The following is an 18516-nucleotide window of genomic DNA, read 5'->3' as shown; positions in this document are numbered from 1 at the left end:
AATTGTTTTTGATGTTCGATGCTGTGAGTGCCCACACAGATTGCTTGATTCAAATTGTTAAAGAGCGACGCAACAGTGTGTTGCTGCGGGAGTGGAATTCTACTCAACCGCCTTCTCGAGTCAAGCCTTATTTTCAAAGGCTTTTCGAGGTTACCGACGAGGTTGTTTGCGTTGCCGCTTGCCCTGTCGATGGAGGCGCATTATAGGGAACAGATTCTTTCTGGCAACCCCTTATCTGCAATAAAATTGCAAAAAACTGCACTTTTTTAGTTATTCATATCCAAACACAGCTTTTATACAAACTTATCCACAGAAACACCCTTCTGGTTGCTAGAATGGCCGAAAACAAGGAGGCCAAGATGGACTTGCGACTGAGACCCTACAAGGGAAAATGCCCGCAACTGGGCAAACGGGTGTATGTAGATCCCTGCGCGACACTGGTGGGCGATATCGAGCTGGCTCACGATGCTCGAATGAAATGAATAGGCAATTCACCATTTCGCCAGGTTCAGGAACAACTCTTACCTCCTATATAGAATAGAAGAAGTTAAACGATGAGTTGAGGCAGTTGAGGCAGTTGAGGCAGTTGAGGCAGTTGAGGCAGTTGAGGCAGTTGAGGCAGTTGAGGCAGTTGAGGCAGTTGAGGCAGTTGAGGCAGTTGAGGCAGTTGAGGCAGTATCAGAATTCATTAAAAGAAAAGCCGGGACAAGCCCGGCTTTTTCTTTATCACTCAGCAGCTGCTTCAGCAGCGGCCGGGCGGTCTACCAGCTCAATGTAAGCCATTGGGGCGTTGTCGCCAGCACGGAAACCGCATTTCAGAATGCGAGTATAACCGCCGGCGCGCTCCAGGTAGCGCGGGCCCAGTTCATTGAACAGCTTAGCCACGATCGCGTTATCGCGAGTACGGGCAAATGCCAGGCGACGATTAGCAACGCTATCAGTCTTGGCAAGGGTGATCAGCGGTTCAACTACACGACGCAGCTCTTTTGCCTTAGGCAGAGTCGTCTTGATGATCTCATGACGAACCAGGGAGCTGGCCATGTTGCGGAACATTGCCTGACGATGGCTGCTGTTCCGGTTCAGTTGACGACCACTCAAACGATGGCGCATGACCTTATCCTTCTAACTAAATCTGTGAAACCCGTAATCTGGATTACTCGTCAGCGATGCTGGCGGGCGGCCAGTTCTCAAGGCGCATGCCAAGAGACAGACCACGGGAGGCCAACACGTCCTTGATCTCAGTCAGGGACTTCTTACCGAGGTTAGGAGTCTTAAGCAACTCAACTTCGGTACGCTGTACCAGATCACCAATATAGTGGATAGCTTCTGCCTTCAGACAGTTCGCAGAACGAACTGTCAGCTCCAAATCATCGACAGGACGTAGCAGAATCGGATCAAACTCGGGTTTCTCTTCTTTCTTCTCGGGCACGCTGACATCGCGCAGATCCACGAAGGCTTCCAGTTGCTCGGCCAGAATAGTGGCAGAACGACGGATGGCTTCTTCAGGATCCAGGGTACCATTGGTCTCCATGTCGATGACCAGCTTGTCCAAGTCGGTACGCTGTTCCACACGTGCTGCCTCAACATTGTAGGCAATACGAACGATGGGGCTGAACGCGGAGTCCAGCAGCAGGCGACCAATAGGACGCTCTTCATCATCGTTGTGAACACGAGCAGAAGCAGGCACATAACCACGACCGCGCTGAACTTTCAGGCGCATGCTGATTTCAGCATTGGCACCAGTCAGGTGGCAGATTACATGCTCCGGGTTTACGATCTCGACTTCATCACCGTGAGTGATATCACCAGCGGTAACGGGGCCTGTTCCAGACTTGGTCAGGGACAGAGTTACCTCGTCCTTGCCTTCCAGCTTCACAGCGATACCTTTCAGGTTGAGCAGGATTTCAAGAATGTCTTCCTGTACACCTTCTTTGCTGCTGTACTCATGCAGTACCCCGTCAATTTCGACTTCAGTAACTGCACAACCGGGCATAGATGACAGCAAAATACGACGCAGGGCGTTGCCCAGCGTGTGACCAAAGCCACGCTCGAGTGGCTCAAGAGTCACTTTCGCATGAGTCGGGCTAACTTGCTCGATGTCAACTAGCCGCGGTTTAAGAAAATCTGTTACAGAACCCAGCATTGTGTCCTCTCTTTAGAAGCTAGCTTTACTTGGAGTAAAGCTCGACGATCAGCTGTTCGTTAATGTCGGCAGACAGGTCGGAACGCTCTGGCAGACGCTTGAAAGCACCTTCCATTTTAGCGGCGTCAACCTCTACCCAAGTCGGCTTCTCACGCTGACCAGCAACTTCCAGGGAAGCTTTGATACGCGCTTGCTTCTTAGCCTTCTCACGAACGCAGATCACGTCCTCAGGGGAAACCTGGAAAGAAGGAATGTTCACAACGCGACCGTTAACCATGATGGCCTTGTGGCTCACCAGCTGACGAGATTCAGCACGGGTAGCGCCGAAGCCCATACGGTAAACAACGTTGTCCAAACGACCTTCCAGCAGCTGCAACAGGTTTTCACCGGTGTTACCCTTTTGACGGGCAGCGTCACGGTAGTAGTTGCGGAACTGTTTTTCCAATACGCCGTAGATACGACGAACTTTTTGTTTCTCGCGCAGCTGAACACCGTAGTCGGACAGACGCGCTTTACGCGCACCGTGCTGACCAGGGGCGGTGTCAATCTTGCACTTAGAATCAATCGCACGAACACCTGACTTCAGGAAGAGGTCGGTGCCCTCACGACGGCTAAGCTTAAGCTTAGGACCGATATATCTTGCCATCTTCTTTCTCCAACAATCCTAGACCAAGTAGCTACAGCGTTATACGCGGCGCTTCTTGGGAGGACGACAACCGTTGTGCGGGATCGGAGTCACATCAGTAATGTTAGTGATGCGGAAACCAGCCGCGTTCAGGGCGCGGATGGAAGACTCACGACCGGGACCCGGACCTTTGACCATGACTTCCAGGTTCTTGACGCCATATTCTTTGGCCATCTCACCAGCGCGCTCTGCAGCTACCTGCGCAGCGAACGGGGTGGATTTACGAGAACCACGGAAACCGGAACCACCAGAAGTAGCCCAAGACAGAGCATTGCCCTGACGGTCAGTAATGGTCACGATTGTGTTGTTGAAAGATGCATGAACGTGCGCAATACCGTCGCTCACTTGCTTTTTAACGCGCTTGCGAGCACGAGTCGGAGTTTTAGCCATTTTCTACCTTCCCGTTACTTCTTGATAGCCTTGCGCGGACCCTTACGGGTACGAGCGTTGGTCTTGGTACGTTGACCACGAACAGGCAGGCTACGACGGTGACGCAAACCACGGTAGCAACCCAGATCCATCAATCGCTTGATGTTCATGGAAATCTGACGACGCAGGTCACCTTCAACGGTGAATTTACCTACTTGTTCACGCAGACTCTCGATCTGAGCTTCGTCCAGGTCTTTAATTTTCACATTCTCAGCGATACCGGCTGCGGCACAGATGGCCTTAGAGCGGGTACGACCGACGCCATAAATAGCAGTCAAAGCGATGACTGCATGCTTATGGTCAGGAATGTTAATGCCAGCGATACGGGCCACTATTCACTCCTACATATAGTAGATTACGACCACCACAAAGCCCGTGAGCGGATACGTGGCGGTCAACCAATACACAACAAAAGTTGGCTGGCTATATTAGCCAGCACAACTATTTGTTGCAAGTACTAACCGTAAAAAATTAGCCTTGGCGCTGTTTATGCTTTGGCTCGCTGCAAATCACACGCACCACACCGTGACGCTTGATGATTTTGCAGTTACGGCAGATTGCCTTAACGGAAGCACGAACTTTCATTGCTTAACTCCGTAACTACGCCGACCTTTAGCGGCCGTAGCCCTTCAGGTTGGCCTTCCTCAGGACGTCGCCATATTGATGAGACATCATATGGGTTTGTACCTGAGCCATGAAGTCCATGATAACTACCACGATAATCAGCAGCGAAGTGCCACCGAAGTAGAACTGTACGTTCCAGGCAGTCATCAAGAACTGGGGTACCAGACAGATAAAGGTTATATAGAGCGCACCTGCCAATGTCAGGCGAGTCATAACCTTATCGATGTAACGTGCTGTCTGCTCGCCCGGGCGAATCCCCGGGATAAAGGCTCCACTCTTCTTCAGATTATCTGCTGTCTCGCGGGGGTTGAACACCAACGCGGTATAGAAGAAGCAGAAGAAGATAATGGCTGCTGCATACAGCATCTCGTAAAGCGGTTGACCCGGCTGCAGGACCATTGAGACCTGTTGCAGGATATCAGCTACTTTACCCTCGCCCTGACCAAACCAAGAGGTAATGGTCCCCGGGAAGAGGATGATACTGGATGCGAAAATCGCAGGAATCACACCAGCCATATTCACTTTCAACGGCAGGTGTGTGCTTTGCGCGGCAAATACCTGGCGGCCTTGTTGACGCTTGGCATAGTTAACGACGATACGACGCTGACCACGCTCCACGAACACCACAAAGTAAGTCACTGCGAAAACAATCAAGCCCAGCAACAACAACAGCAGGATGTGCAATTCCCCTTGACGTGCCTGTTCGGCCGTAGCGCCAATGGCATGCGGCAGACCAGCAACGATACCTGTGAAAATAATCAACGAGATACCATTACCAATCCCACGCTCGGTAATCTGCTCACCCAACCACATCAAAAACATGGTACCGGTGACCAGACTCACAACCGCTGTGAAATAGAAACCCAGACCCGGATTAGTCACGAGTCCATGCATCATATTCGGCAGACCGGTTGCAATACCAATGGCCTGGAAAGTTCCCAAAACCAGCGTGCCCCAACGGGTATATTGGCTAATCTTGCGACGGCCGGATTCACCTTCTTTCTTGAGTTCAGCAAGAGCGGGGTGAACCACTGTCAGCAGCTGGATAATGATCGACGCCGAAATGTACGGCATGATCCCCAACGCAAGAATAGAAGCACGCGAGAGTGCACCACCACTGAACATGTTGAACATCTCAATGATGGTGCCCTTCTGTTGCTGGAACAACTCGGCCAGTACGGCGGCGTCAATACCAGGAATCGGCACATAAGAGCCTGCACGGAAAACGATAATCGCCCCGAGAACGAAGAGCAGACGGCTCTTCAGTTCACTCAGACCACCCTGTGCTTTAACATCCAATCCTGGTTTCTTAGCCATTGTACTGATTATTCCTCGATTTTACCGCCAGCGGCCTCGATGGCTGCGCGTGCACCTTTGGTGACGGACAGACCACGAACGGTCACAGCACGGTCAATGTTGCCTGACAGAACAACTTTAGCGAACACGATGTTCTTAGTAACAACACCGGCTTGCTTCAGAGTGCTCAGGTCGACCACATCACCTTCTACCAGGGCGATTTCGTTCAGACGCACTTCGGCAGAAACCAAAGATTTGCGAGAGAAGAAACCGAACTTCGGCAGACGGATTTTCAAAGGCATCTGGCCGCCTTCGAAACCGTTGCGGACTTTACCGCCACCGGAACGAGAGGTCTGGCCTTTAACACCACGACCACCAGTCTTGCCCAGGCCGGAGCCGATACCACGACCACGACGTTGTTTTTCAGGCTTGGAACCAGCGGCCGGAGACAGAGTGTTCAGACGCATGCTTAGCCCTCCACCTTAACCATGTAATAAACCTGGTTGATCATGCCGCGTACGCAAGGAGTATCTTCCAGCTCAACGGTGTGACCAATGCGACGCAGACCCAGACCACGCAGAGTCGCCTTGTGCTTTGGCAGACGGCCGATAGAGCTGCGAGTTTGAGTTACTTTTACAGTGTTAGCCATGTCGCATTACCCCAGAATTTCTTCAACGCGCAGACCACGCTTGGCAGCGATCTGTTCCGGTGATTGACCGTGAACCAGAGCGTCTACAGTAGCGCGAACAACGTTGATTGGGTTGGTGGAACCGTAGGTCTTGGCCAGCACGTTGTGGATACCGGCAACTTCCAGAACAGCACGCATAGCGCCGCCTGCAATGATACCAGTACCTTGGGAGGCCGGCTTCATGAACACGGTGGAGCCAGAGTGAACACCACGCACCGGGTGGTGCAGAGTGCCGTTGTTCAGCTCAACCTTGTTCAGGTTACGCTTAGCCTGTTCCATTGCTTTTTGAATAGCAGCCGGAACTTCACGGGCTTTACCGTAACCGTAACCTACACGGCCGTTACCATCACCCACCACGGTCAACGCGGTGAAGGACATGATACGACCACCTTTAACAGTTTTCGAAACACGGTTTACTGCAATGAGCTTTTCTTGCAGTTCGCCGGCTTGAGATTCGACTTTAGCCATCTTCGACTCCTAGCTTAGAACTGAAGACCAGCGTCACGTGCGGCAGCTGCCAGGGCAGCGATGCGACCGTGATACTTGAAACCGGAACGATCGAAAGATACGTTCTGAACGCCTTTGGCAATAGCACGCTCAGCGATAGCCTTACCTACAGCGGTAGCAGCATCTGCGTTACCGGTGTATTTCAGAGCTTCACTGATGGCTTTCTCTACTGTGGAAGCAGAGGCCAGAACTTCGGAACCGTTGGCTGCAATAACCTGCGCATAGATATGACGCGGGGTACGGTGAACAACCAGACGGGTAGCTCCCAGTTCCTGCATCTTTTTCCGAGCACGAGTAGCACGACGGAGACGAGCTGCTTTCTTGTCCATAGTGTTACCTTACTTCTTCTTAGCTTCTTTAGTACGCACTTGCTCGTTGGCATAGCGTACACCCTTGCCCTTGTAGGGCTCCGGAGCGCGGTAAGCACGGATATCGGCGGCGACTTGGCCAACCAGCTGCTTGTCGACGCCACGCAGAACGATTTCTGTAGCAGTCGGGCACTCAGCGGTCACACCAGCCGGCAGCGCATGCTCTACCGGGTGAGAGAAGCCCAGAGCCAGCGCAACAGCATTGCCCTTGATGGAGGCTTTATAACCTACACCAACCAGCTGCAGCTTGCGCTCGAAGCCTTGGGTAACACCGATTACCATGTTGTTGACCAATGCACGGGCAGTACCGGCCTGAGCGTCAGCACCAGCGATGCTGCCGCGCGGGGCGAACTTCAGTACATTGTCTTCTTTGGTCACTTCTACACCGGCGTGAATAGAGCGAACCAGAGAACCTTTACCACCTTTGATGGTCAGTTCCTGGCCGTTCAGAGTCACCTCTACGCCAGCAGGAATAGTGACGGGTGCCTTAGCAACACGAGACATTTCCTACCTCCTATTAAGCGACGTAGCAGATGATCTCACCGCCCATGCTTGCTTTGCGAGCAGCACGGTCAGTCATCACACCTTTAGACGTGGACACGATAGCAACACCGAGACCGCCCATAACTTTCGGCAGATCAGTAGTGCGCTTGTAAATACGCAGGCCTGGACGGCTTACGCGTTGGATCAGTTCTACAACTGGCTTGCCCTGGAAATATTTCAGTTCAATTTCCAGTTCCGGCTTCACGTCACCAGCTACGGAGTAGCCAGCGATGTAACCTTCTTCTTTCAGCACTTTGGCGATAGCCACTTTCAGCTTGGAAGAAGGCATGGAAACCGCAACTTTGCTCGCCGCCTGACCGTTACGGATGCGGGTCAGCATATCCGCGATCGGATCTTGCATGCTCATAAGTCTAACTCCCGAGATTCGTTACCAAGAAGCCTTCTTCAGGCCCGGAATTTCGCCCTTCATGGCATGCTCACGCACTTTGATGCGAGACAGGCCAAACTTGCGCAGGAAACCGTGCGGACGACCAGTAATATTGCAACGGTTACGCTGGCGGGACGGACTGGAATCACGGGGCAGCTGTTGCAGTTGCAGTACAGCATCCCAACGCGCTTCTTCAGAAGCGTTCATGTCAACGATGATAGCTTTCAGCTCGGCACGCTTGGTCGCGTACTTGGCTACCAGCTTGGCACGCTTTGCTTCGCGCGCTTTCATGGATGTTTTAGCCATAACCCTAACCTTACTTGCGGAATGGGAAGTTAAAGGCAGCCAGCAGAGCACGGCCTTCTTCATCGGTATTCGCGGAAGTGGTGATGGTGATATCCAGACCACGGACGCGATCGACTTTGTCATAGTCGATTTCCGGGAAGATGATCTGCTCACGCACGCCCATGGAGTAGTTACCACGACCGTCGAACGCTTTAGCGTTCAGGCCACGGAAGTCACGGATACGCGGTACGGAGATGCAGATCAGCCGTTCCAGGAACTCCCACATACGCTCGCCACGCAGGGTTACTTTACAACCTATCGGGTAGCCTTCACGAATCTTGAAGCCCGCAACAGATTTGCGAGCTTTGGTGATCAGCGGCTTCTGACCGGAAATGGCAGCCATATCGGCAGCAGCATTTTCCAGCAATTTCTTGTCAGAGATCGCTTCACCAACACCCATGTTCAGGGTGATTTTCTCGATCCGAGGGACTTGCATGATAGTCTTGTAACCGAACTGCTTGGACAGTTCATTTACTACATCGGATTTGTAGTAATCATGCAGTTTCGCCATCGTTAAACTCCAATTACTTCACAAGTTCGCCGGTGGATTTGAAGAAACGAACTTTTTTGCCGTCTTCAATCCGGAAACCAACGCGGTCAGCTTTGCCAGTGGCAGAGTTGAACAGCGCTACGTTTGATACATCGATGGGGGCTTCTTTGGTGACGATACCGCCAGCCTGACCCAGTGCGGGTACCGGCTTCTGGTGTTTCTTCACCTGGTTGATGCCTTCCACGATTACCTTACCTTTTGCAATCAGGACTTGAGTGACTTTGCCACGCTTGCCCTTGTCTTTGCCGGTAAGAACAATCACTTCGTCTTCGCGACGGATTTTAGCTGCCATCGTTCGACTCCTTACAGTACTTCGGGTGCCAGGGACACAATCTTCATGAACTTCTCATTACGCAGTTCACGGGTCACCGGGCCAAAAATACGAGTACCGATTGGCTGTTGGTTGTTGTTAAGCAACACAGCCGCATTGTTGTCGAAACGGATGACAGAGCCGTCCGGACGACGAACGCCTTTACGGGTGCGTACGACCACCGCGTTATACACATCACCTTTCTTCACTTTACCGCGAGGAATGGCTTCCTTGATGGAAACCTTGATGATGTCGCCGATGCCGGCGTAACGGCGGTGCGAGCCACCCAGAACCTTAATACACATTACACTGCGAGCGCCGGAGTTGTCGGCAACACCCAGCATACTTTGCATCTGGATCATCTTAGTGCTCCGCTTTGTTTACTTCTTATCCCTAATGGGATCTGGCTGCCTTCAAAAGGCGCGAAACTATAACACAGGATTTTCAGAAAAGGTAGCCTAAAAAACAAACGGCCCCTGAAAGGGGCCGCTTGGACTACAAAGTACCGATTAGGCCTTTTCTACAACGGCAACCAGGGTCCAGGACTTGGTCTTGGACAGCGGGCGGCATTCGCGGATTTCCACGAGGTCACCAGCTTTGCACTCGTTGTTTTCGTCATGCACGTGCAGCTTGGTAGTGCGCTTGATGATCTTACCGTAGATCGGGTGCTTTACCTTGCGCTCGATAGCAACAGTGATGGACTTGTCCATCTTGTCGCTGATTACACGACCTTGCAGAGTACGGATCTTGTCAGTCATTACGCACCTGCCTTCTCAGTCAGTACAGTCTTGATACGTGCGACGTCACGACGCACTTGTTTCAGAGTGTGAGTCTGAGCCAGCTGGCCGGTGGACGCTTGCATGCGCATGTTGAATTGCTCACGCAGCAGGCCCAGCAGCTCCTGGTTCAGTTCTTCGACGCTCTTTTGACGCAGATCTTGGGCTTTCATCACATCACCGTCTTAATTACGAAAGTGGTCTGAACAGACAGCTTAGCTGCGGCCAGGGCAAACGCTTCACGCGCCAGAGCCTCAGGTACACCGTCCATCTCGTACAGAACCTTGCCAGGCTGGATCGGGCAAACCCAGTATTCCACGTTACCCTTACCTTTACCCATACGAACTTCGAGGGGCTTTTCGGTGATGGGCTTGTCCGGGAACACACGGATCCAGATCTTACCTTGACGCTTAACGTGACGGGTCATGGCACGACGGGCTGCTTCGATTTGACGAGCAGTCAGTTGACCACGGGATGTCGCCTTCAGGCCAAAGGTACCGAAGGATACTTCGTTACCAGAGGTGGCCAGACCGCGGTTACGACCCTTGTGGGTCTTGCGGAATTTAGTACGCTTAGGTTGCAACATTTACCGAATCTCCTTACTTAGCAGCGCGGCGCTTGTTGTCACGCTTGGGCTTTGCAGGAGCTTGCTCTTGAGCAGCGGCAGCGTTAACAGCAGCCAGACCGCCCAGAACTTCGCCCTTGAAGATCCAAACTTTAACGCCGATCACACCGTAAGTGGTGTGGGCTTCAGAAGTTGCGTAGTCGATGTCGGCACGCAGGGTGTGCAACGGCACACGACCTTCACGGTACCATTCGGTACGCGCGATTTCAGCACCGCCCAGACGACCGGAAACTTCCACTTTGATGCCCTTGGCACCCAGGCGCATTGCGTTCTGTACGGCGCGCTTCATAGCACGACGGAACATTACACGACGCTCCAGCTGGGAAGTGATGCTGTCGGCAACGAGTTTGCCATCCAGCTCCGGCTTGCGGACTTCGGAAATGTTGATCTGAGCAGGCACGCCAGCAATAGTGGCTACAGCTTTGCGCAGCTTCTCAACGTCTTCGCCTTTCTTACCGATTACAACACCCGGACGAGCGGTGTGAATGGTCACACGGATGCTCTTGGCCGGACGCTCAATGGTGATCTTGGACAAGGACGCGTTTTTCAGTTCCTTGGTCAGGAACTGGCGTACTTGAAAATCGCTGTACAGGTTGTCAGCGAAGTCTTTGGTGTTCGCGAACCAGGTAGAATTCCAAGGCTTGGTAATACCCAGGCGAATGCCATTAGGATGTACTTTCTGACCCATTGCTTATCTCCCAGCCTTAGCGTCGGATACCACTACAGTGATGTGAGCGGTACGCTTGAGGATACGATCCGCACGACCTTTGGCACGCGGACGGATGCGCTTCATGGAGGGACCTTCGTCGACCATGATAGTAGCAACACGCAGCGCGTCGATATCGGCGCCTTCGTTGTGCTCAGCGTTTGCAATGGCAGATTCCAGCACTTTCTTAACCAGCACTGCAGCCTTTTTCGGGCTGAAGGTCAGGATATTCAGAGCCTTGTCTACGGACAGACCACGTACTTGATCGGCTACCAGACGAGCTTTCTGGGCAGAAGTACGGGCATAACGGTGTTTAGCGATAGCTTCCATCATTTATCCCTTAGCGCTTCTTAGCCTTCTTATCAGCAGCATGGCCGCGATAAGTACGAGTCGGTGCGAATTCACCCAGTTTGTGACCGATCATTTCTTCGGTAACGAAAACCGGAACGTGCTGACGACCATTATGGACAGCGATGGTCAAACCGATCATGTTCGGGATGATCATTGAACGACGGGACCAGGTTTTAACCGGCTTTTTATCCCCGCTTTCCACCGCTTTCTCTACCTTCTTCAGCAAGTGCAGGTCAATAAATGGACCCTTCTTGAGAGAACGTGGCATGGTGATTCCTCTATGTTAACAATTACTTGTTACGACGACGTACGATGTACTTGTCGGTACGCTTGTTCTTACGGGTCTTGAAGCCTTTAGCCTTCTGGCCCCATGGGGACACAGGCTGCATGCCCTTGTTACGACCCTCACCACCACCGTGCGGGTGGTCAACCGGGTTCATCGCCATACCGCGAACGGTCGGACGAATACCACGCCAGCGGTTTGCACCGGCTTTACCCAGTTGACGCAACATGTGCTCGGAGTTACCGACTTCACCGATGGTAGCGCGGCACTCGGCCAGAACTTTACGTACTTCGCCGGAACGCAGACGCAGAGTTACATAGTTACCTTCACGAGCCAGGATCTGGATGAAAGTACCAGCGGAACGAGCCAGCTGGGCACCTTTACCAGGCTTCATCTCTACAGCGTGAACGGTAGAACCAACCGGGATGTTGCGCATCGGCAGGGCGTTACCTACCTTGATGGCTGCATCAGCACCAGAAGCGATCGCGTCACCAGCTTTCAGGCCTTTCGGAGCCAGGATGTAACGACGCTCACCGTCTGCATACAACACCAGAGCGATGTTAGCGGTACGGTTCGGATCGTATTCCAAGCGCTCTACTTTAGCCGGGATACCGTCTTTGTCGCGCTTGAAGTCGACGATACGGTAGTGCTGCTTGTGACCACCACCGATATGACGGGTAGTGATACGGCCGTTGTTGTTACGACCACCGGACTTGCTTTTGCTGTCCAGCAGAGCGGCGAAGGGCTTGCCCTTGTACAGCTCTTGATTGACGATCTTGACGACGTGGCGGCGGCCCGGAGAAGTAGGCTTGCACTTAACGATTGCCATTTTTGAGAACTCCTCTTACTCGGCTGCGCCCATGAAGTCGATGTCCTGACCAGCTTTCAGGGTCACATAAGCCTTTTTCCAATCGGAACGACGGCCTACGCGTGCACCTGCGCGCTTGGTCTTACCCTTCATGTTCAGGGTACGGACGGTCTCAACTTCGACCTCGAACAGTTTCGCAACTGCAGCTTTGACTTCCGCCTTGGTAGCATCAACAGCAACTTTGAACACGATAGTGTTCTGCTTTTCTGCAACCATGGTGCTCTTTTCAGAGATGTGCGGAGCCTTCAGAACTTTCAGCAGACGCTCTTCACGGATCATGCCAGCATCTCCTCGATTTGCTTAACTGCGTCAGCAGTCATCAGAACCTTGTCGAAAGCGATCAGGCTGACCGGGTCGATACCGGCAACGTCACGCACGTCAACTTTGTACAGGTTGCGAGCAGCCAGGAACAGGTTCTCATCGACTTCAGCAGTCACGATCAGAACGTCAGTCAGTTCCATTTCTTTCAGCTTGGCGATCAGTTCTTTGGTCTTCGGAGCTTCGATGCCGAACTTCTCAACAACGATCAGGCGCTCTTGACGTACCAGCTCGGACAGAATGCTACGGATAGCGCCGCGGTACATCTTCTTGTTTACTTTCTGGCTGTGATCTTGCGGCTTAGCAGCAAAAGTCACACCACCGGAACGCCAGATGGGCGAACGGATGGAGCCAGCACGGGCACGACCAGTACCCTTCTGACGCCACGGCTTTTTGCCGCCACCAGACACTTCAGAGCGAGTCAGCTGCGCACGAGTACCCTGACGGGCACCAGCGGCATATGCAACGACGACCTGGTGAACCAGAGCTTCGTTGAATTCGCGCCCGAAGGTAGTCTCGGAAACTTCAAGAGCGCTCTTGGCGTCTTTCATTACCAATTCCATTACTATCTCCTCAGACGTTACGCTTTGACGGCAGGTTTGACGATCACGTTGCCGTTGGTTGCACCCGGTACTGCACCTTTGATGAGCAGCAGGTTGCGTTCAGCGTCAACACGAACCAGTTCCAGGTTCTGAGTCGTTACACGCTCAGCACCCATGTGACCAGCCATCTTTTTGCCCTTGAATACACGACCCGGAGTCTGGTTCTGACCGATAGAACCCGGAACGCGGTGAGACAAGGAGTTACCGTGGGTCATATCCTGGGTGCGGAAGTTGTGGCGCTTAACAGTACCAGCAAAGCCCTTACCTTTGGATGTGCCGGTAACGTCTACCAGCTTAACGTCAGCGAGAAGATCTACTTTCAGCTCGCTACCAACAGTGAAAGTTTCACCGTTGTTCAGGCGGAATTCCCACAGACCGCGACCGGCTTCTACACCAGCTTTGGCGAAGTGGCCAGCTTCCGGCTTGGTCACACGGCTGGCTTTCTTGGCGCCAGTGGTAACCTGAATAGCGTTGTAGCCGTCGGTTTCTACAGATTTGACCTGAGTTACACGGTTAGCTTCAACTTCGATAACAGTCACCGGGATAGAAACGCCATCTTCAGTGAAGATGCGAGTCATACCCACTTTGCGACCTACAAGACCGATTGTCATTGTTATCAACCTCTTTCCGTAATTAACCCAGGCTGATCTGGACGTCTACACCAGCTGCCAGATCCAGACGCATCAGGGCGTCTACGGTCTTGTCAGTCGGCTCAACGATGTCTACCAGACGCTTGTGAGTGCGGATCTCGTACTGATCACGCGCATCTTTGTTGACGTGCGGGGAGATCAGGACGGTGAAGCGCTCTTTGCGAGTCGGCAGCGGAATAGGACCGCGAACCTGCGCGCCAGTGCGCTTAGCAGTTTCAACGATTTCCGCAGTGGATTGATCAATCAGGCGATGATCAAAAGCCTTCAGGCGGATACGGATTCTTTGGTTCTGCATTGACAGAGCTCCAATAGATAAAAGAACATAAATCAACACCGCCCGACCGAGATTACTCCCGCCAGAGGTGTGATTTTTCACGTTTCCCCCCATATCGGGGGGACTGTATGGCTGGCTCCTGTAAACAGGAAACTCAGCAGCAGACATATCGTCTGGCTTACCTCATGGGTAAGCGGAGGGGATTATACGGATTTTTCAAATTTGCGCAAGGGAGAACGAACAGATTATGCGCAGTTTTATGTGACAGATGGATCTCGCCTGCGGCAACACACTCTGCTGCCGACACCAAGGTAACGACAATGTTACAAGCAGACTGGTAGACTGTGCGCTTGCCTCTCTCAGTGGAACGACATCCCATGCTCAAAGATCAAAAGAAAGCCTATCAGTATGGCCTTTGCGCCGTTGCCCTCTGGTCGACGGTCGCCACTGCCTTCAAGATCTCCCTCGCCTATTTCGAACCTGTGCAACTGTTACTTGTGGCCGCCTTCACCTCGACTCTCACGCTGACAGCCGTCGTCGCCAAACAGGGCAAACTGCCGCTGCTGGGGAGCTACATCAAGGCCCGCCCTTTCTACTATCTGACTCTGGGCGTGCTGAATCCCTTTGTCTATTACCTGTTGCTGTTCAAAGCCTATGATCTGCTGCCTGCCCAGCAGGCACAGACCCTCAACTACACCTGGGCCATTACCCTCAGTCTGCTGGCCGTCCCCTTCCTCGGCCAGAAGCTGCGTCGGCGTGATGGCGTCGCTATCGTGCTGGGGTATTTTGGCGCGCTGGTGATCGCCACCAGAGGGGATGTATCCGGCCTCCAGTTCGACAGCCCCCTCGGCGTGACGCTGGCGCTGGTCTCGACCCTCATCTGGGCCAGCTACTGGATCCTCAACACCCGCAATCAGGGCGATCCCATTGTCAGCCTGTTGCTCGGCTTTATGATCAGCCTGCCTTTTATCGTCGTGGCGACCTGGTTGCTCTCCGATTTTGCCATGACCGCCTGGCAGGGATGGGCTGGTGCCATCTATGTGGGACTGTTCGAAATGGGCTTCGGTTTCGTGCTCTGGCTGATGGCGCTGCGCCATGCCACCAACACGGCCCCCATCAGCAACCTCATCTTTATCTCGCCGTTTGCCTCACTGGTGCTGCTCAATCTGCTGATCGGCGAAGCCATCCATCCGGCCACCCCCATCGGGTTGGCGCTCATCGTTGCCGCCCTGCTGATCCAGCAGCTCAGGTACGGCAAACGCTATCGTGCATCAGTCGAAACCAAGAGCTGACCATGCAGAAGGGCGTATCCACGGATACGCCCTTCTCTCAATCCATCCACTCCTGTGGCTGATGTTTCGGCAGCCGCATCTCGACCAACAAGCCGCCGAGATCCGAGCTTCCCAACCGGATAGTGCCGTGGTGCTGGGCGACTATCTTGGCCACGATAGCCAACCCCAAGCCACTGCCGCCAACGGTCCGCGCCACATTACCCTGAGTAAACGGCTTGAGCACCCGGGAGTAGTCCTGCTCCGGAATGCCGGGGCCATCATCGGAAAGGCGCAGGCGCACCCAGTGCCCGTCGTCCTTCAACTCGGCATGCAAGCGGCTCGCCCCATAACGCAGTGAGTTGCTTGAGAGGTTGTTCAACACCCGCCGGATGCTGACCGGATTGCAGGCCACCCGCACCGCCTCTTGCGGCAGCGCCAGATCAACTTCCAATCCCTGCTCCGAGTAGATCAGCAAGGTATCGTGCACCAGCTGGGTCAGGTCGATCGGCTCCAGATCCTGGCCTTCATCCGGGCGGATGTAATCGATGAACTGATCGATGATGGCATTGGACTCATCGATGTCGGCGTTGATGCTCTCCTTGAGGTACTCGTCACCGGAGGACATCATCTCGGTCGCCAGCCGGATGCGGGTCAGCGGGGTACGCAGATCGTGGGAAACCCCCGCCATCATCAAGTTACGCTCTTCGATCAGGCTCTTGATGGAGTGCGACATATGGTTGAAGGTGCGTGTCAGTCGCCGCACTTCCCGTGATCCCAGCTCCCCCAGCGCCTCGGGGAAATGGCCCCTGGCAACAGCAACGGCACCAGCCTCGAGATCCTCGAGCGGGCGCACCAGCTGCCGGGCAAAGCGCCAGGCCGCAAACAGGGTGATCACCAGCAGCACGCTCAGATAGATGATGAGGGGTTCGATATCGTCATCTTCAATCTCGGTCAGCGGGATCCGCACCCAGATTTTGCTGGCCTGCGGCGGCTGGATCCAGATGATGTAGTGATCCTGGATCTCGACCCGCACCTTGGCCGGGCCACCCAGTTCGCGGCTGATGTTCTCCTCCAGATAGGGGTACGGCTTGGCCTCGTTGAAGCCATGCTGCACCGCCTCGCTCTGGGTATAGATGTCGGTACCGGTTGTCACATAGACCAGCGCCTCGGCATCTTCGCTCAGCGCCAGTTGTTCAGTGTTGACCGGAAAGATCAGCTTGACCTGATTGGCCAGCAAGTGACTGATCTGCTTGACGGTTGGCGCCAGCAGATAGTTGTAAAAGGTGACGTAGGAGACCGCTTGATAGACCACCAGAACGGCGGCCAGAAACCAGAGCATGCGTGAGAACATGCTGCCGACCTTTTTCATGCACCGTCACCATCTGGCACGAACACATACCCCAGACCCCAGACGGTCTGCAGGTAGCGGGGCTGGGCCGGATCCTGCTCCAGCAGGCGGCGCAGACGAGAGACCTGTACGTCGATACTGCGCTCGGTGGCGGTATATTCGCGGCCACGTGCCAGATTCATCAACTTGTCGCGGGAAAGCGGCTCGCGCGGATGGCTGACCAGTACCTTGAGCACCGCAAATTCACCACTGGTGAGCGCCATCGGCTCACCATCCCGGCTCAGCTCGCGGGTCGCCAGATTGAGCTGGAAAGCCCCGAAGTTGACCACCTTCTCTGCAGCCGAGGGTGCCCCCGGCAGCTCGACGGTATGGCGGCGCAGCACGGCACGGATCCGCGCCAGCAGTTCGCGGGGGTTGAACGGCTTGGGCAGATAGTCATCGGCCCCCATCTCGAGCCCGACGATGCGATCCACTTCATCCCCCTTGGCGGTGAGCATCAGAACAGGGATCTGGTTGCCCGCTTCCCGCAGACGGCGGCAGATGGAGAGCCCATCCTCCCCCGGCAACATCAGATCGAGCACCATCAGGCTGAAATTTTCACGAGTCAGCAAGCGATCGGCCTGCTCGCCATTGGCCACGCCGCGCACTACGAATCCCTGCTCGGTGAGATAGCGTTCCAACAGGGAACGTAATTTCAGGTCATCGTCCACGACCAGGACCTTGTATTGCTGCTGACTCATTGCTTTGCCTCTTCATTCTTTAGCTGCCCCCAATACTAGGGGGGGATATAGCGGGAGCAAAGCACAAATATGTTACCGGTTATTACCCATCCCGAGAGCGTGACGGCCATCAAGTCACTGCGCTGGCCAGCTACTCCCTGAATGGCGCCAGCCGAGCCATCACGATTTCCCTCGACAGCAAGAGGACAAAAGCTAATATTCCCGAGCAGTTAGCGATGAATACCCCTCTTTGACCAGGTCCGCATCACCATGAAGACAAAGCTGATCACCCGCGAAGGCTACAACAAGCTGAAAGAAGAACTCGATTTTCTCTGGCGTCAGGAGCGCCCCGAGGTCACCAGGAAGGTGGCATGGGCCGCCAGCCTGGGGGATCGCAGCGAAAATGCCGACTACCAGTACAACAAGAAGCGGCTGCGGGAGATCGATCGGCGGGTGCGTTACCTGCGCAAATGCCTCGAAGAGCTGGGGATCGTCGACTATGCCCCCGCGCAGGAGGGCAAGGTCTTCTTCGGCGCCTGGGTCGAGGTGGAAAACGAAGAGGGTGAGACCAAGCGCTTTCGCATCGTCGGCTATGACGAGATCTTCGAGCGCAAGGATTACATCTCCATCGACTCCCCCATGGCCCGCGCCCTGCTCAAGAAAGAGGTCGGTGATGAGGCCATCGTCCGTACGCCAGTTGGTGACGTCTGCTGGTATATCAACGAGATCAGCTACCCCAAATAGCCGGACTGCTTGCCACAGGCACATCCTGAGTCACAGGTGCAATGGCAAGATAAACGCCCTCCCCTGCGACTTTATCAGTCTGACTGGTGCAGACCCCGGCGCAGG

General features: G+C 54.0%; 33 protein-coding genes and 1 pseudogene. 4 read left to right on the top strand and 30 right to left on the bottom strand.

Annotated features, from left to right (window positions below; translation table 11 throughout):
* Positions 1–206: hypothetical protein (locus tag ACB042_RS15250; protein WP_371178669.1), on the top strand; the 206-nt coding region annotated here is incomplete at its 5' end.
* A 153-nt stretch (positions 207–359) separates the two neighbouring features.
* A pseudogene (locus tag ACB042_RS15245) lies at positions 360–470 on the top strand (gamma carbonic anhydrase family protein); the annotation flags it as partial.
* A 256-nt stretch (positions 471–726) separates the two neighbouring features.
* On the opposite strand, the gene rplQ reads toward ACB042_RS15245, so the two are convergent.
* The 28 genes from rplQ to rpsJ all read right to left on the bottom strand — a co-directional run bounded on the left by rplQ (position 727) and on the right by rpsJ (position 14350).
* Positions 727–1110 (bottom strand): 50S ribosomal protein L17, encoded by a 384-nt coding sequence (gene rplQ, locus ACB042_RS15240; RefSeq protein WP_005307999.1) that lies wholly within the window; start codon positions 1108–1110, stop codon positions 727–729.
* 43 nt (positions 1111–1153) lie between these two features.
* Positions 1154–2143, bottom strand: coding sequence for a DNA-directed RNA polymerase subunit alpha (gene rpoA, locus ACB042_RS15235; protein ID WP_005307997.1), 990 nt, complete (start codon positions 2141–2143; stop codon positions 1154–1156).
* Between the two features lie 25 nt (positions 2144–2168).
* Positions 2169–2789: a 30S ribosomal protein S4 gene (rpsD, locus tag ACB042_RS15230; RefSeq protein WP_005340600.1), complete on the bottom strand. Its 621-nt coding sequence runs from the start codon at positions 2787–2789 to the stop codon at positions 2169–2171.
* 39 nt (positions 2790–2828) lie between these two features.
* Positions 2829–3218, bottom strand: a complete 390-nt coding sequence (gene rpsK / locus ACB042_RS15225) for a 30S ribosomal protein S11 (RefSeq protein WP_005307993.1) — start codon at positions 3216–3218, stop codon at positions 2829–2831.
* A gap of 14 nt (positions 3219–3232) precedes the next feature.
* Complete coding sequence (gene rpsM / locus ACB042_RS15220) at positions 3233–3589, bottom strand: 30S ribosomal protein S13 (protein WP_005307991.1); 357 nt, start codon at positions 3587–3589, stop codon at positions 3233–3235.
* A 139-nt stretch (positions 3590–3728) separates the two neighbouring features.
* On the bottom strand, positions 3729–3842 hold the full coding sequence (rpmJ, locus tag ACB042_RS15215) for a 50S ribosomal protein L36 (RefSeq protein WP_005319705.1): 114 nt from the start codon (positions 3840–3842) through the stop codon (positions 3729–3731).
* Between the two features lie 27 nt (positions 3843–3869).
* The gene (gene secY / locus ACB042_RS15210) at positions 3870–5198 is read right to left on the bottom strand and encodes a preprotein translocase subunit SecY (RefSeq protein WP_005340602.1); all 1329 of its coding nucleotides are present in this window, start codon (positions 5196–5198) and stop codon (positions 3870–3872) included.
* A gap of 8 nt (positions 5199–5206) precedes the next feature.
* Positions 5207–5644 (bottom strand): 50S ribosomal protein L15, encoded by a 438-nt coding sequence (gene rplO / locus ACB042_RS15205; RefSeq protein ID WP_005340604.1) that lies wholly within the window; start codon positions 5642–5644, stop codon positions 5207–5209.
* Between the two features lie 2 nt (positions 5645–5646).
* The gene (gene rpmD, locus ACB042_RS15200; protein ID WP_005307985.1) at positions 5647–5826 is read right to left on the bottom strand and encodes a 50S ribosomal protein L30; all 180 of its coding nucleotides are present in this window, start codon (positions 5824–5826) and stop codon (positions 5647–5649) included.
* Between the two features lie 6 nt (positions 5827–5832).
* Positions 5833–6333 carry a 30S ribosomal protein S5 gene (gene rpsE, locus ACB042_RS15195; RefSeq protein WP_005340605.1) on the bottom strand — a complete coding sequence of 167 codons (501 nt, stop codon included), beginning with the start codon at positions 6331–6333 and terminating at the stop codon, positions 5833–5835.
* A gap of 14 nt (positions 6334–6347) precedes the next feature.
* Entirely contained in the window at positions 6348–6701 is a 354-nt protein-coding gene (rplR, locus tag ACB042_RS15190) for a 50S ribosomal protein L18 (RefSeq protein ID WP_005340606.1), read from the bottom strand.
* A gap of 9 nt (positions 6702–6710) precedes the next feature.
* Complete coding sequence (gene rplF, locus ACB042_RS15185) at positions 6711–7244, bottom strand: 50S ribosomal protein L6 (RefSeq protein WP_005340607.1); 534 nt, start codon at positions 7242–7244, stop codon at positions 6711–6713.
* A 13-nt stretch (positions 7245–7257) separates the two neighbouring features.
* Positions 7258–7650 (bottom strand): 30S ribosomal protein S8, encoded by a 393-nt coding sequence (rpsH, locus tag ACB042_RS15180; RefSeq protein ID WP_005307980.1) that lies wholly within the window; start codon positions 7648–7650, stop codon positions 7258–7260.
* Positions 7651–7671: 21 nt separating this feature from the next.
* Positions 7672–7977, bottom strand: coding sequence for a 30S ribosomal protein S14 (rpsN, locus tag ACB042_RS15175; protein WP_005340609.1), 306 nt, complete (start codon positions 7975–7977; stop codon positions 7672–7674).
* A gap of 10 nt (positions 7978–7987) precedes the next feature.
* Positions 7988–8527 (bottom strand): 50S ribosomal protein L5, encoded by a 540-nt coding sequence (gene rplE, locus ACB042_RS15170; RefSeq protein ID WP_005331162.1) that lies wholly within the window; start codon positions 8525–8527, stop codon positions 7988–7990.
* Positions 8528–8540: 13 nt separating this feature from the next.
* The gene (rplX, locus tag ACB042_RS15165) at positions 8541–8858 is read right to left on the bottom strand and encodes a 50S ribosomal protein L24 (RefSeq protein ID WP_005307977.1); all 318 of its coding nucleotides are present in this window, start codon (positions 8856–8858) and stop codon (positions 8541–8543) included.
* A gap of 11 nt (positions 8859–8869) precedes the next feature.
* Positions 8870–9238: a 50S ribosomal protein L14 gene (rplN, locus tag ACB042_RS15160; protein ID WP_005307975.1), complete on the bottom strand. Its 369-nt coding sequence runs from the start codon at positions 9236–9238 to the stop codon at positions 8870–8872.
* A 147-nt stretch (positions 9239–9385) separates the two neighbouring features.
* On the bottom strand, positions 9386–9634 hold the full coding sequence (rpsQ, locus tag ACB042_RS15155) for a 30S ribosomal protein S17 (RefSeq protein ID WP_005307966.1): 249 nt from the start codon (positions 9632–9634) through the stop codon (positions 9386–9388).
* On the bottom strand, positions 9634–9825 hold the full coding sequence (rpmC, locus tag ACB042_RS15150) for a 50S ribosomal protein L29 (protein ID WP_005307965.1): 192 nt from the start codon (positions 9823–9825) through the stop codon (positions 9634–9636). Before rpmC ends, rpsQ begins: the two co-directional genes overlap by 1 nt.
* Positions 9825–10238, bottom strand: coding sequence for a 50S ribosomal protein L16 (rplP, locus tag ACB042_RS15145; RefSeq protein WP_005340612.1), 414 nt, complete (start codon positions 10236–10238; stop codon positions 9825–9827). The genes rpmC and rplP overlap by 1 nt, the downstream gene beginning before the upstream one ends.
* A gap of 13 nt (positions 10239–10251) precedes the next feature.
* Positions 10252–10965 carry a 30S ribosomal protein S3 gene (rpsC, locus tag ACB042_RS15140; protein ID WP_005307962.1) on the bottom strand — a complete coding sequence of 238 codons (714 nt, stop codon included), beginning with the start codon at positions 10963–10965 and terminating at the stop codon, positions 10252–10254.
* 3 nt (positions 10966–10968) lie between these two features.
* Positions 10969–11313: a 50S ribosomal protein L22 gene (gene rplV, locus ACB042_RS15135; RefSeq protein WP_005319741.1), complete on the bottom strand. Its 345-nt coding sequence runs from the start codon at positions 11311–11313 to the stop codon at positions 10969–10971.
* A gap of 10 nt (positions 11314–11323) precedes the next feature.
* On the bottom strand, positions 11324–11602 hold the full coding sequence (rpsS, locus tag ACB042_RS15130; protein ID WP_005307960.1) for a 30S ribosomal protein S19: 279 nt from the start codon (positions 11600–11602) through the stop codon (positions 11324–11326).
* 22 nt (positions 11603–11624) lie between these two features.
* On the bottom strand, positions 11625–12446 hold the full coding sequence (rplB, locus tag ACB042_RS15125; protein WP_005340614.1) for a 50S ribosomal protein L2: 822 nt from the start codon (positions 12444–12446) through the stop codon (positions 11625–11627).
* A 15-nt stretch (positions 12447–12461) separates the two neighbouring features.
* The gene (gene rplW / locus ACB042_RS15120) at positions 12462–12764 is read right to left on the bottom strand and encodes a 50S ribosomal protein L23 (protein WP_005307955.1); all 303 of its coding nucleotides are present in this window, start codon (positions 12762–12764) and stop codon (positions 12462–12464) included.
* Positions 12761–13366, bottom strand: coding sequence for a 50S ribosomal protein L4 (gene rplD, locus ACB042_RS15115; protein ID WP_005340616.1), 606 nt, complete (start codon positions 13364–13366; stop codon positions 12761–12763). Before rplD ends, rplW begins: the two co-directional genes overlap by 4 nt.
* 17 nt (positions 13367–13383) lie before the next feature.
* Entirely contained in the window at positions 13384–14016 is a 633-nt protein-coding gene (gene rplC, locus ACB042_RS15110; protein ID WP_005340620.1) for a 50S ribosomal protein L3, read from the bottom strand.
* A gap of 22 nt (positions 14017–14038) precedes the next feature.
* Positions 14039–14350, bottom strand: a complete 312-nt coding sequence (gene rpsJ / locus ACB042_RS15105; RefSeq protein WP_005307944.1) for a 30S ribosomal protein S10 — start codon at positions 14348–14350, stop codon at positions 14039–14041.
* 356 nt (positions 14351–14706) lie between these two features.
* Between rpsJ and ACB042_RS15100 the strand changes: the two genes are divergently transcribed.
* A complete protein-coding gene (locus ACB042_RS15100) occupies positions 14707–15621 on the top strand; it encodes a DMT family transporter (protein ID WP_371178668.1) in 915 nt (304 codons plus the stop codon).
* A gap of 37 nt (positions 15622–15658) precedes the next feature.
* On the opposite strand, the gene envZ is transcribed toward ACB042_RS15100, so the two are convergent.
* On the bottom strand, positions 15659–16969 hold the full coding sequence (gene envZ, locus ACB042_RS15095) for a two-component system sensor histidine kinase EnvZ (RefSeq protein ID WP_157161774.1): 1311 nt from the start codon (positions 16967–16969) through the stop codon (positions 15659–15661).
* The gene (gene ompR / locus ACB042_RS15090; RefSeq protein ID WP_005340625.1) at positions 16966–17688 is read right to left on the bottom strand and encodes a two-component system response regulator OmpR; all 723 of its coding nucleotides are present in this window, start codon (positions 17686–17688) and stop codon (positions 16966–16968) included. Before ompR ends, envZ begins: the two co-directional genes overlap by 4 nt.
* Positions 17689–17937: 249 nt before the next feature.
* On the opposite strand from ompR, the gene greB reads away from it, so the two are divergent.
* Positions 17938–18411 (top strand): transcription elongation factor GreB, encoded by a 474-nt coding sequence (gene greB / locus ACB042_RS15085; protein ID WP_005355349.1) that lies wholly within the window; start codon positions 17938–17940, stop codon positions 18409–18411.
* Positions 18412–18516 lie beyond the last annotated feature (105 nt).

Source organism: Aeromonas sp. S13(2024) (assembly GCF_041402405.1).
In the GTDB taxonomy this organism is placed as follows: domain Bacteria; phylum Pseudomonadota; class Gammaproteobacteria; order Enterobacterales; family Aeromonadaceae; genus Aeromonas; species Aeromonas veronii.
The sequence above is the reverse complement of the archived record's forward strand: the minus strand, read 5'-3'. Positions and strand labels throughout refer to the sequence as shown.

What these genes read in the sequence shown, in the direction of transcription:
- rpoA (WP_005307997.1), bottom strand. Translation starts at nt 2,143, where the DNA reads ATGCTGGGTTCTGTAACAGATTTTCTTAAACCGCGGCTAGTTGACATC.
- rpsJ (WP_005307944.1), bottom strand. Translation starts at nt 14,350, where the DNA reads ATGCAGAACCAAAGAATCCGTATCCGCCTGAAGGCTTTTGATCATCGC.
- rplV (WP_005319741.1), bottom strand. Translation starts at nt 11,313, where the DNA reads ATGGAAGCTATCGCTAAACACCGTTATGCCCGTACTTCTGCCCAGAAA.
- rpsS (WP_005307960.1), bottom strand. Translation starts at nt 11,602, where the DNA reads ATGCCACGTTCTCTCAAGAAGGGTCCATTTATTGACCTGCACTTGCTG.
- rplP (WP_005340612.1), bottom strand. Translation starts at nt 10,238, where the DNA reads ATGTTGCAACCTAAGCGTACTAAATTCCGCAAGACCCACAAGGGTCGT.
- rplR (WP_005340606.1), bottom strand. Translation starts at nt 6,701, where the DNA reads ATGGACAAGAAAGCAGCTCGTCTCCGTCGTGCTACTCGTGCTCGGAAA.
- rpsE (WP_005340605.1), bottom strand. Translation starts at nt 6,333, where the DNA reads ATGGCTAAAGTCGAATCTCAAGCCGGCGAACTGCAAGAAAAGCTCATT.
- rplX (WP_005307977.1), bottom strand. Translation starts at nt 8,858, where the DNA reads ATGGCAGCTAAAATCCGTCGCGAAGACGAAGTGATTGTTCTTACCGGC.
- rpsH (WP_005307980.1), bottom strand. Translation starts at nt 7,650, where the DNA reads ATGAGCATGCAAGATCCGATCGCGGATATGCTGACCCGCATCCGTAAC.
- rpsC (WP_005307962.1), bottom strand. Translation starts at nt 10,965, where the DNA reads ATGGGTCAGAAAGTACATCCTAATGGCATTCGCCTGGGTATTACCAAG.
- rplF (WP_005340607.1), bottom strand. Translation starts at nt 7,244, where the DNA reads ATGTCTCGTGTTGCTAAGGCACCCGTCACTATTCCTGCTGGCGTAGAG.
- rplD (WP_005340616.1), bottom strand. Translation starts at nt 13,366, where the DNA reads ATGGAATTGGTAATGAAAGACGCCAAGAGCGCTCTTGAAGTTTCCGAG.
- envZ (WP_157161774.1), bottom strand. Translation starts at nt 16,969, where the DNA reads ATGAAAAAGGTCGGCAGCATGTTCTCACGCATGCTCTGGTTTCTGGCC.
- rpmJ (WP_005319705.1), bottom strand. Translation starts at nt 3,842, where the DNA reads ATGAAAGTTCGTGCTTCCGTTAAGGCAATCTGCCGTAACTGCAAAATC.
- rpsQ (WP_005307966.1), bottom strand. Translation starts at nt 9,634, where the DNA reads ATGACTGACAAGATCCGTACTCTGCAAGGTCGTGTAATCAGCGACAAG.
- rplO (WP_005340604.1), bottom strand. Translation starts at nt 5,644, where the DNA reads ATGCGTCTGAACACTCTGTCTCCGGCCGCTGGTTCCAAGCCTGAAAAA.
- greB (WP_005355349.1), top strand. Translation starts at nt 17,938, where the DNA reads ATGAAGACAAAGCTGATCACCCGCGAAGGCTACAACAAGCTGAAAGAA.
- rpsK (WP_005307993.1), bottom strand. Translation starts at nt 3,218, where the DNA reads ATGGCTAAAACTCCGACTCGTGCTCGCAAGCGCGTTAAAAAGCAAGTG.
- rplC (WP_005340620.1), bottom strand. Translation starts at nt 14,016, where the DNA reads ATGACAATCGGTCTTGTAGGTCGCAAAGTGGGTATGACTCGCATCTTC.
- rplN (WP_005307975.1), bottom strand. Translation starts at nt 9,238, where the DNA reads ATGATCCAGATGCAAAGTATGCTGGGTGTTGCCGACAACTCCGGCGCT.
- rpmD (WP_005307985.1), bottom strand. Translation starts at nt 5,826, where the DNA reads ATGGCTAACACTGTAAAAGTAACTCAAACTCGCAGCTCTATCGGCCGT.
- rplE (WP_005331162.1), bottom strand. Translation starts at nt 8,527, where the DNA reads ATGGCGAAACTGCATGATTACTACAAATCCGATGTAGTAAATGAACTG.
- ACB042_RS15100 (WP_371178668.1), top strand. Translation starts at nt 14,707, where the DNA reads ATGCTCAAAGATCAAAAGAAAGCCTATCAGTATGGCCTTTGCGCCGTT.
- rplW (WP_005307955.1), bottom strand. Translation starts at nt 12,764, where the DNA reads ATGATCCGTGAAGAGCGTCTGCTGAAAGTTCTGAAGGCTCCGCACATC.
- rplQ (WP_005307999.1), bottom strand. Translation starts at nt 1,110, where the DNA reads ATGCGCCATCGTTTGAGTGGTCGTCAACTGAACCGGAACAGCAGCCAT.
- rplB (WP_005340614.1), bottom strand. Translation starts at nt 12,446, where the DNA reads ATGGCAATCGTTAAGTGCAAGCCTACTTCTCCGGGCCGCCGCCACGTC.
- rpsD (WP_005340600.1), bottom strand. Translation starts at nt 2,789, where the DNA reads ATGGCAAGATATATCGGTCCTAAGCTTAAGCTTAGCCGTCGTGAGGGC.
- rpmC (WP_005307965.1), bottom strand. Translation starts at nt 9,825, where the DNA reads ATGAAAGCCCAAGATCTGCGTCAAAAGAGCGTCGAAGAACTGAACCAG.
- secY (WP_005340602.1), bottom strand. Translation starts at nt 5,198, where the DNA reads ATGGCTAAGAAACCAGGATTGGATGTTAAAGCACAGGGTGGTCTGAGT.
- rpsN (WP_005340609.1), bottom strand. Translation starts at nt 7,977, where the DNA reads ATGGCTAAAACATCCATGAAAGCGCGCGAAGCAAAGCGTGCCAAGCTG.
- ompR (WP_005340625.1), bottom strand. Translation starts at nt 17,688, where the DNA reads ATGAGTCAGCAGCAATACAAGGTCCTGGTCGTGGACGATGACCTGAAA.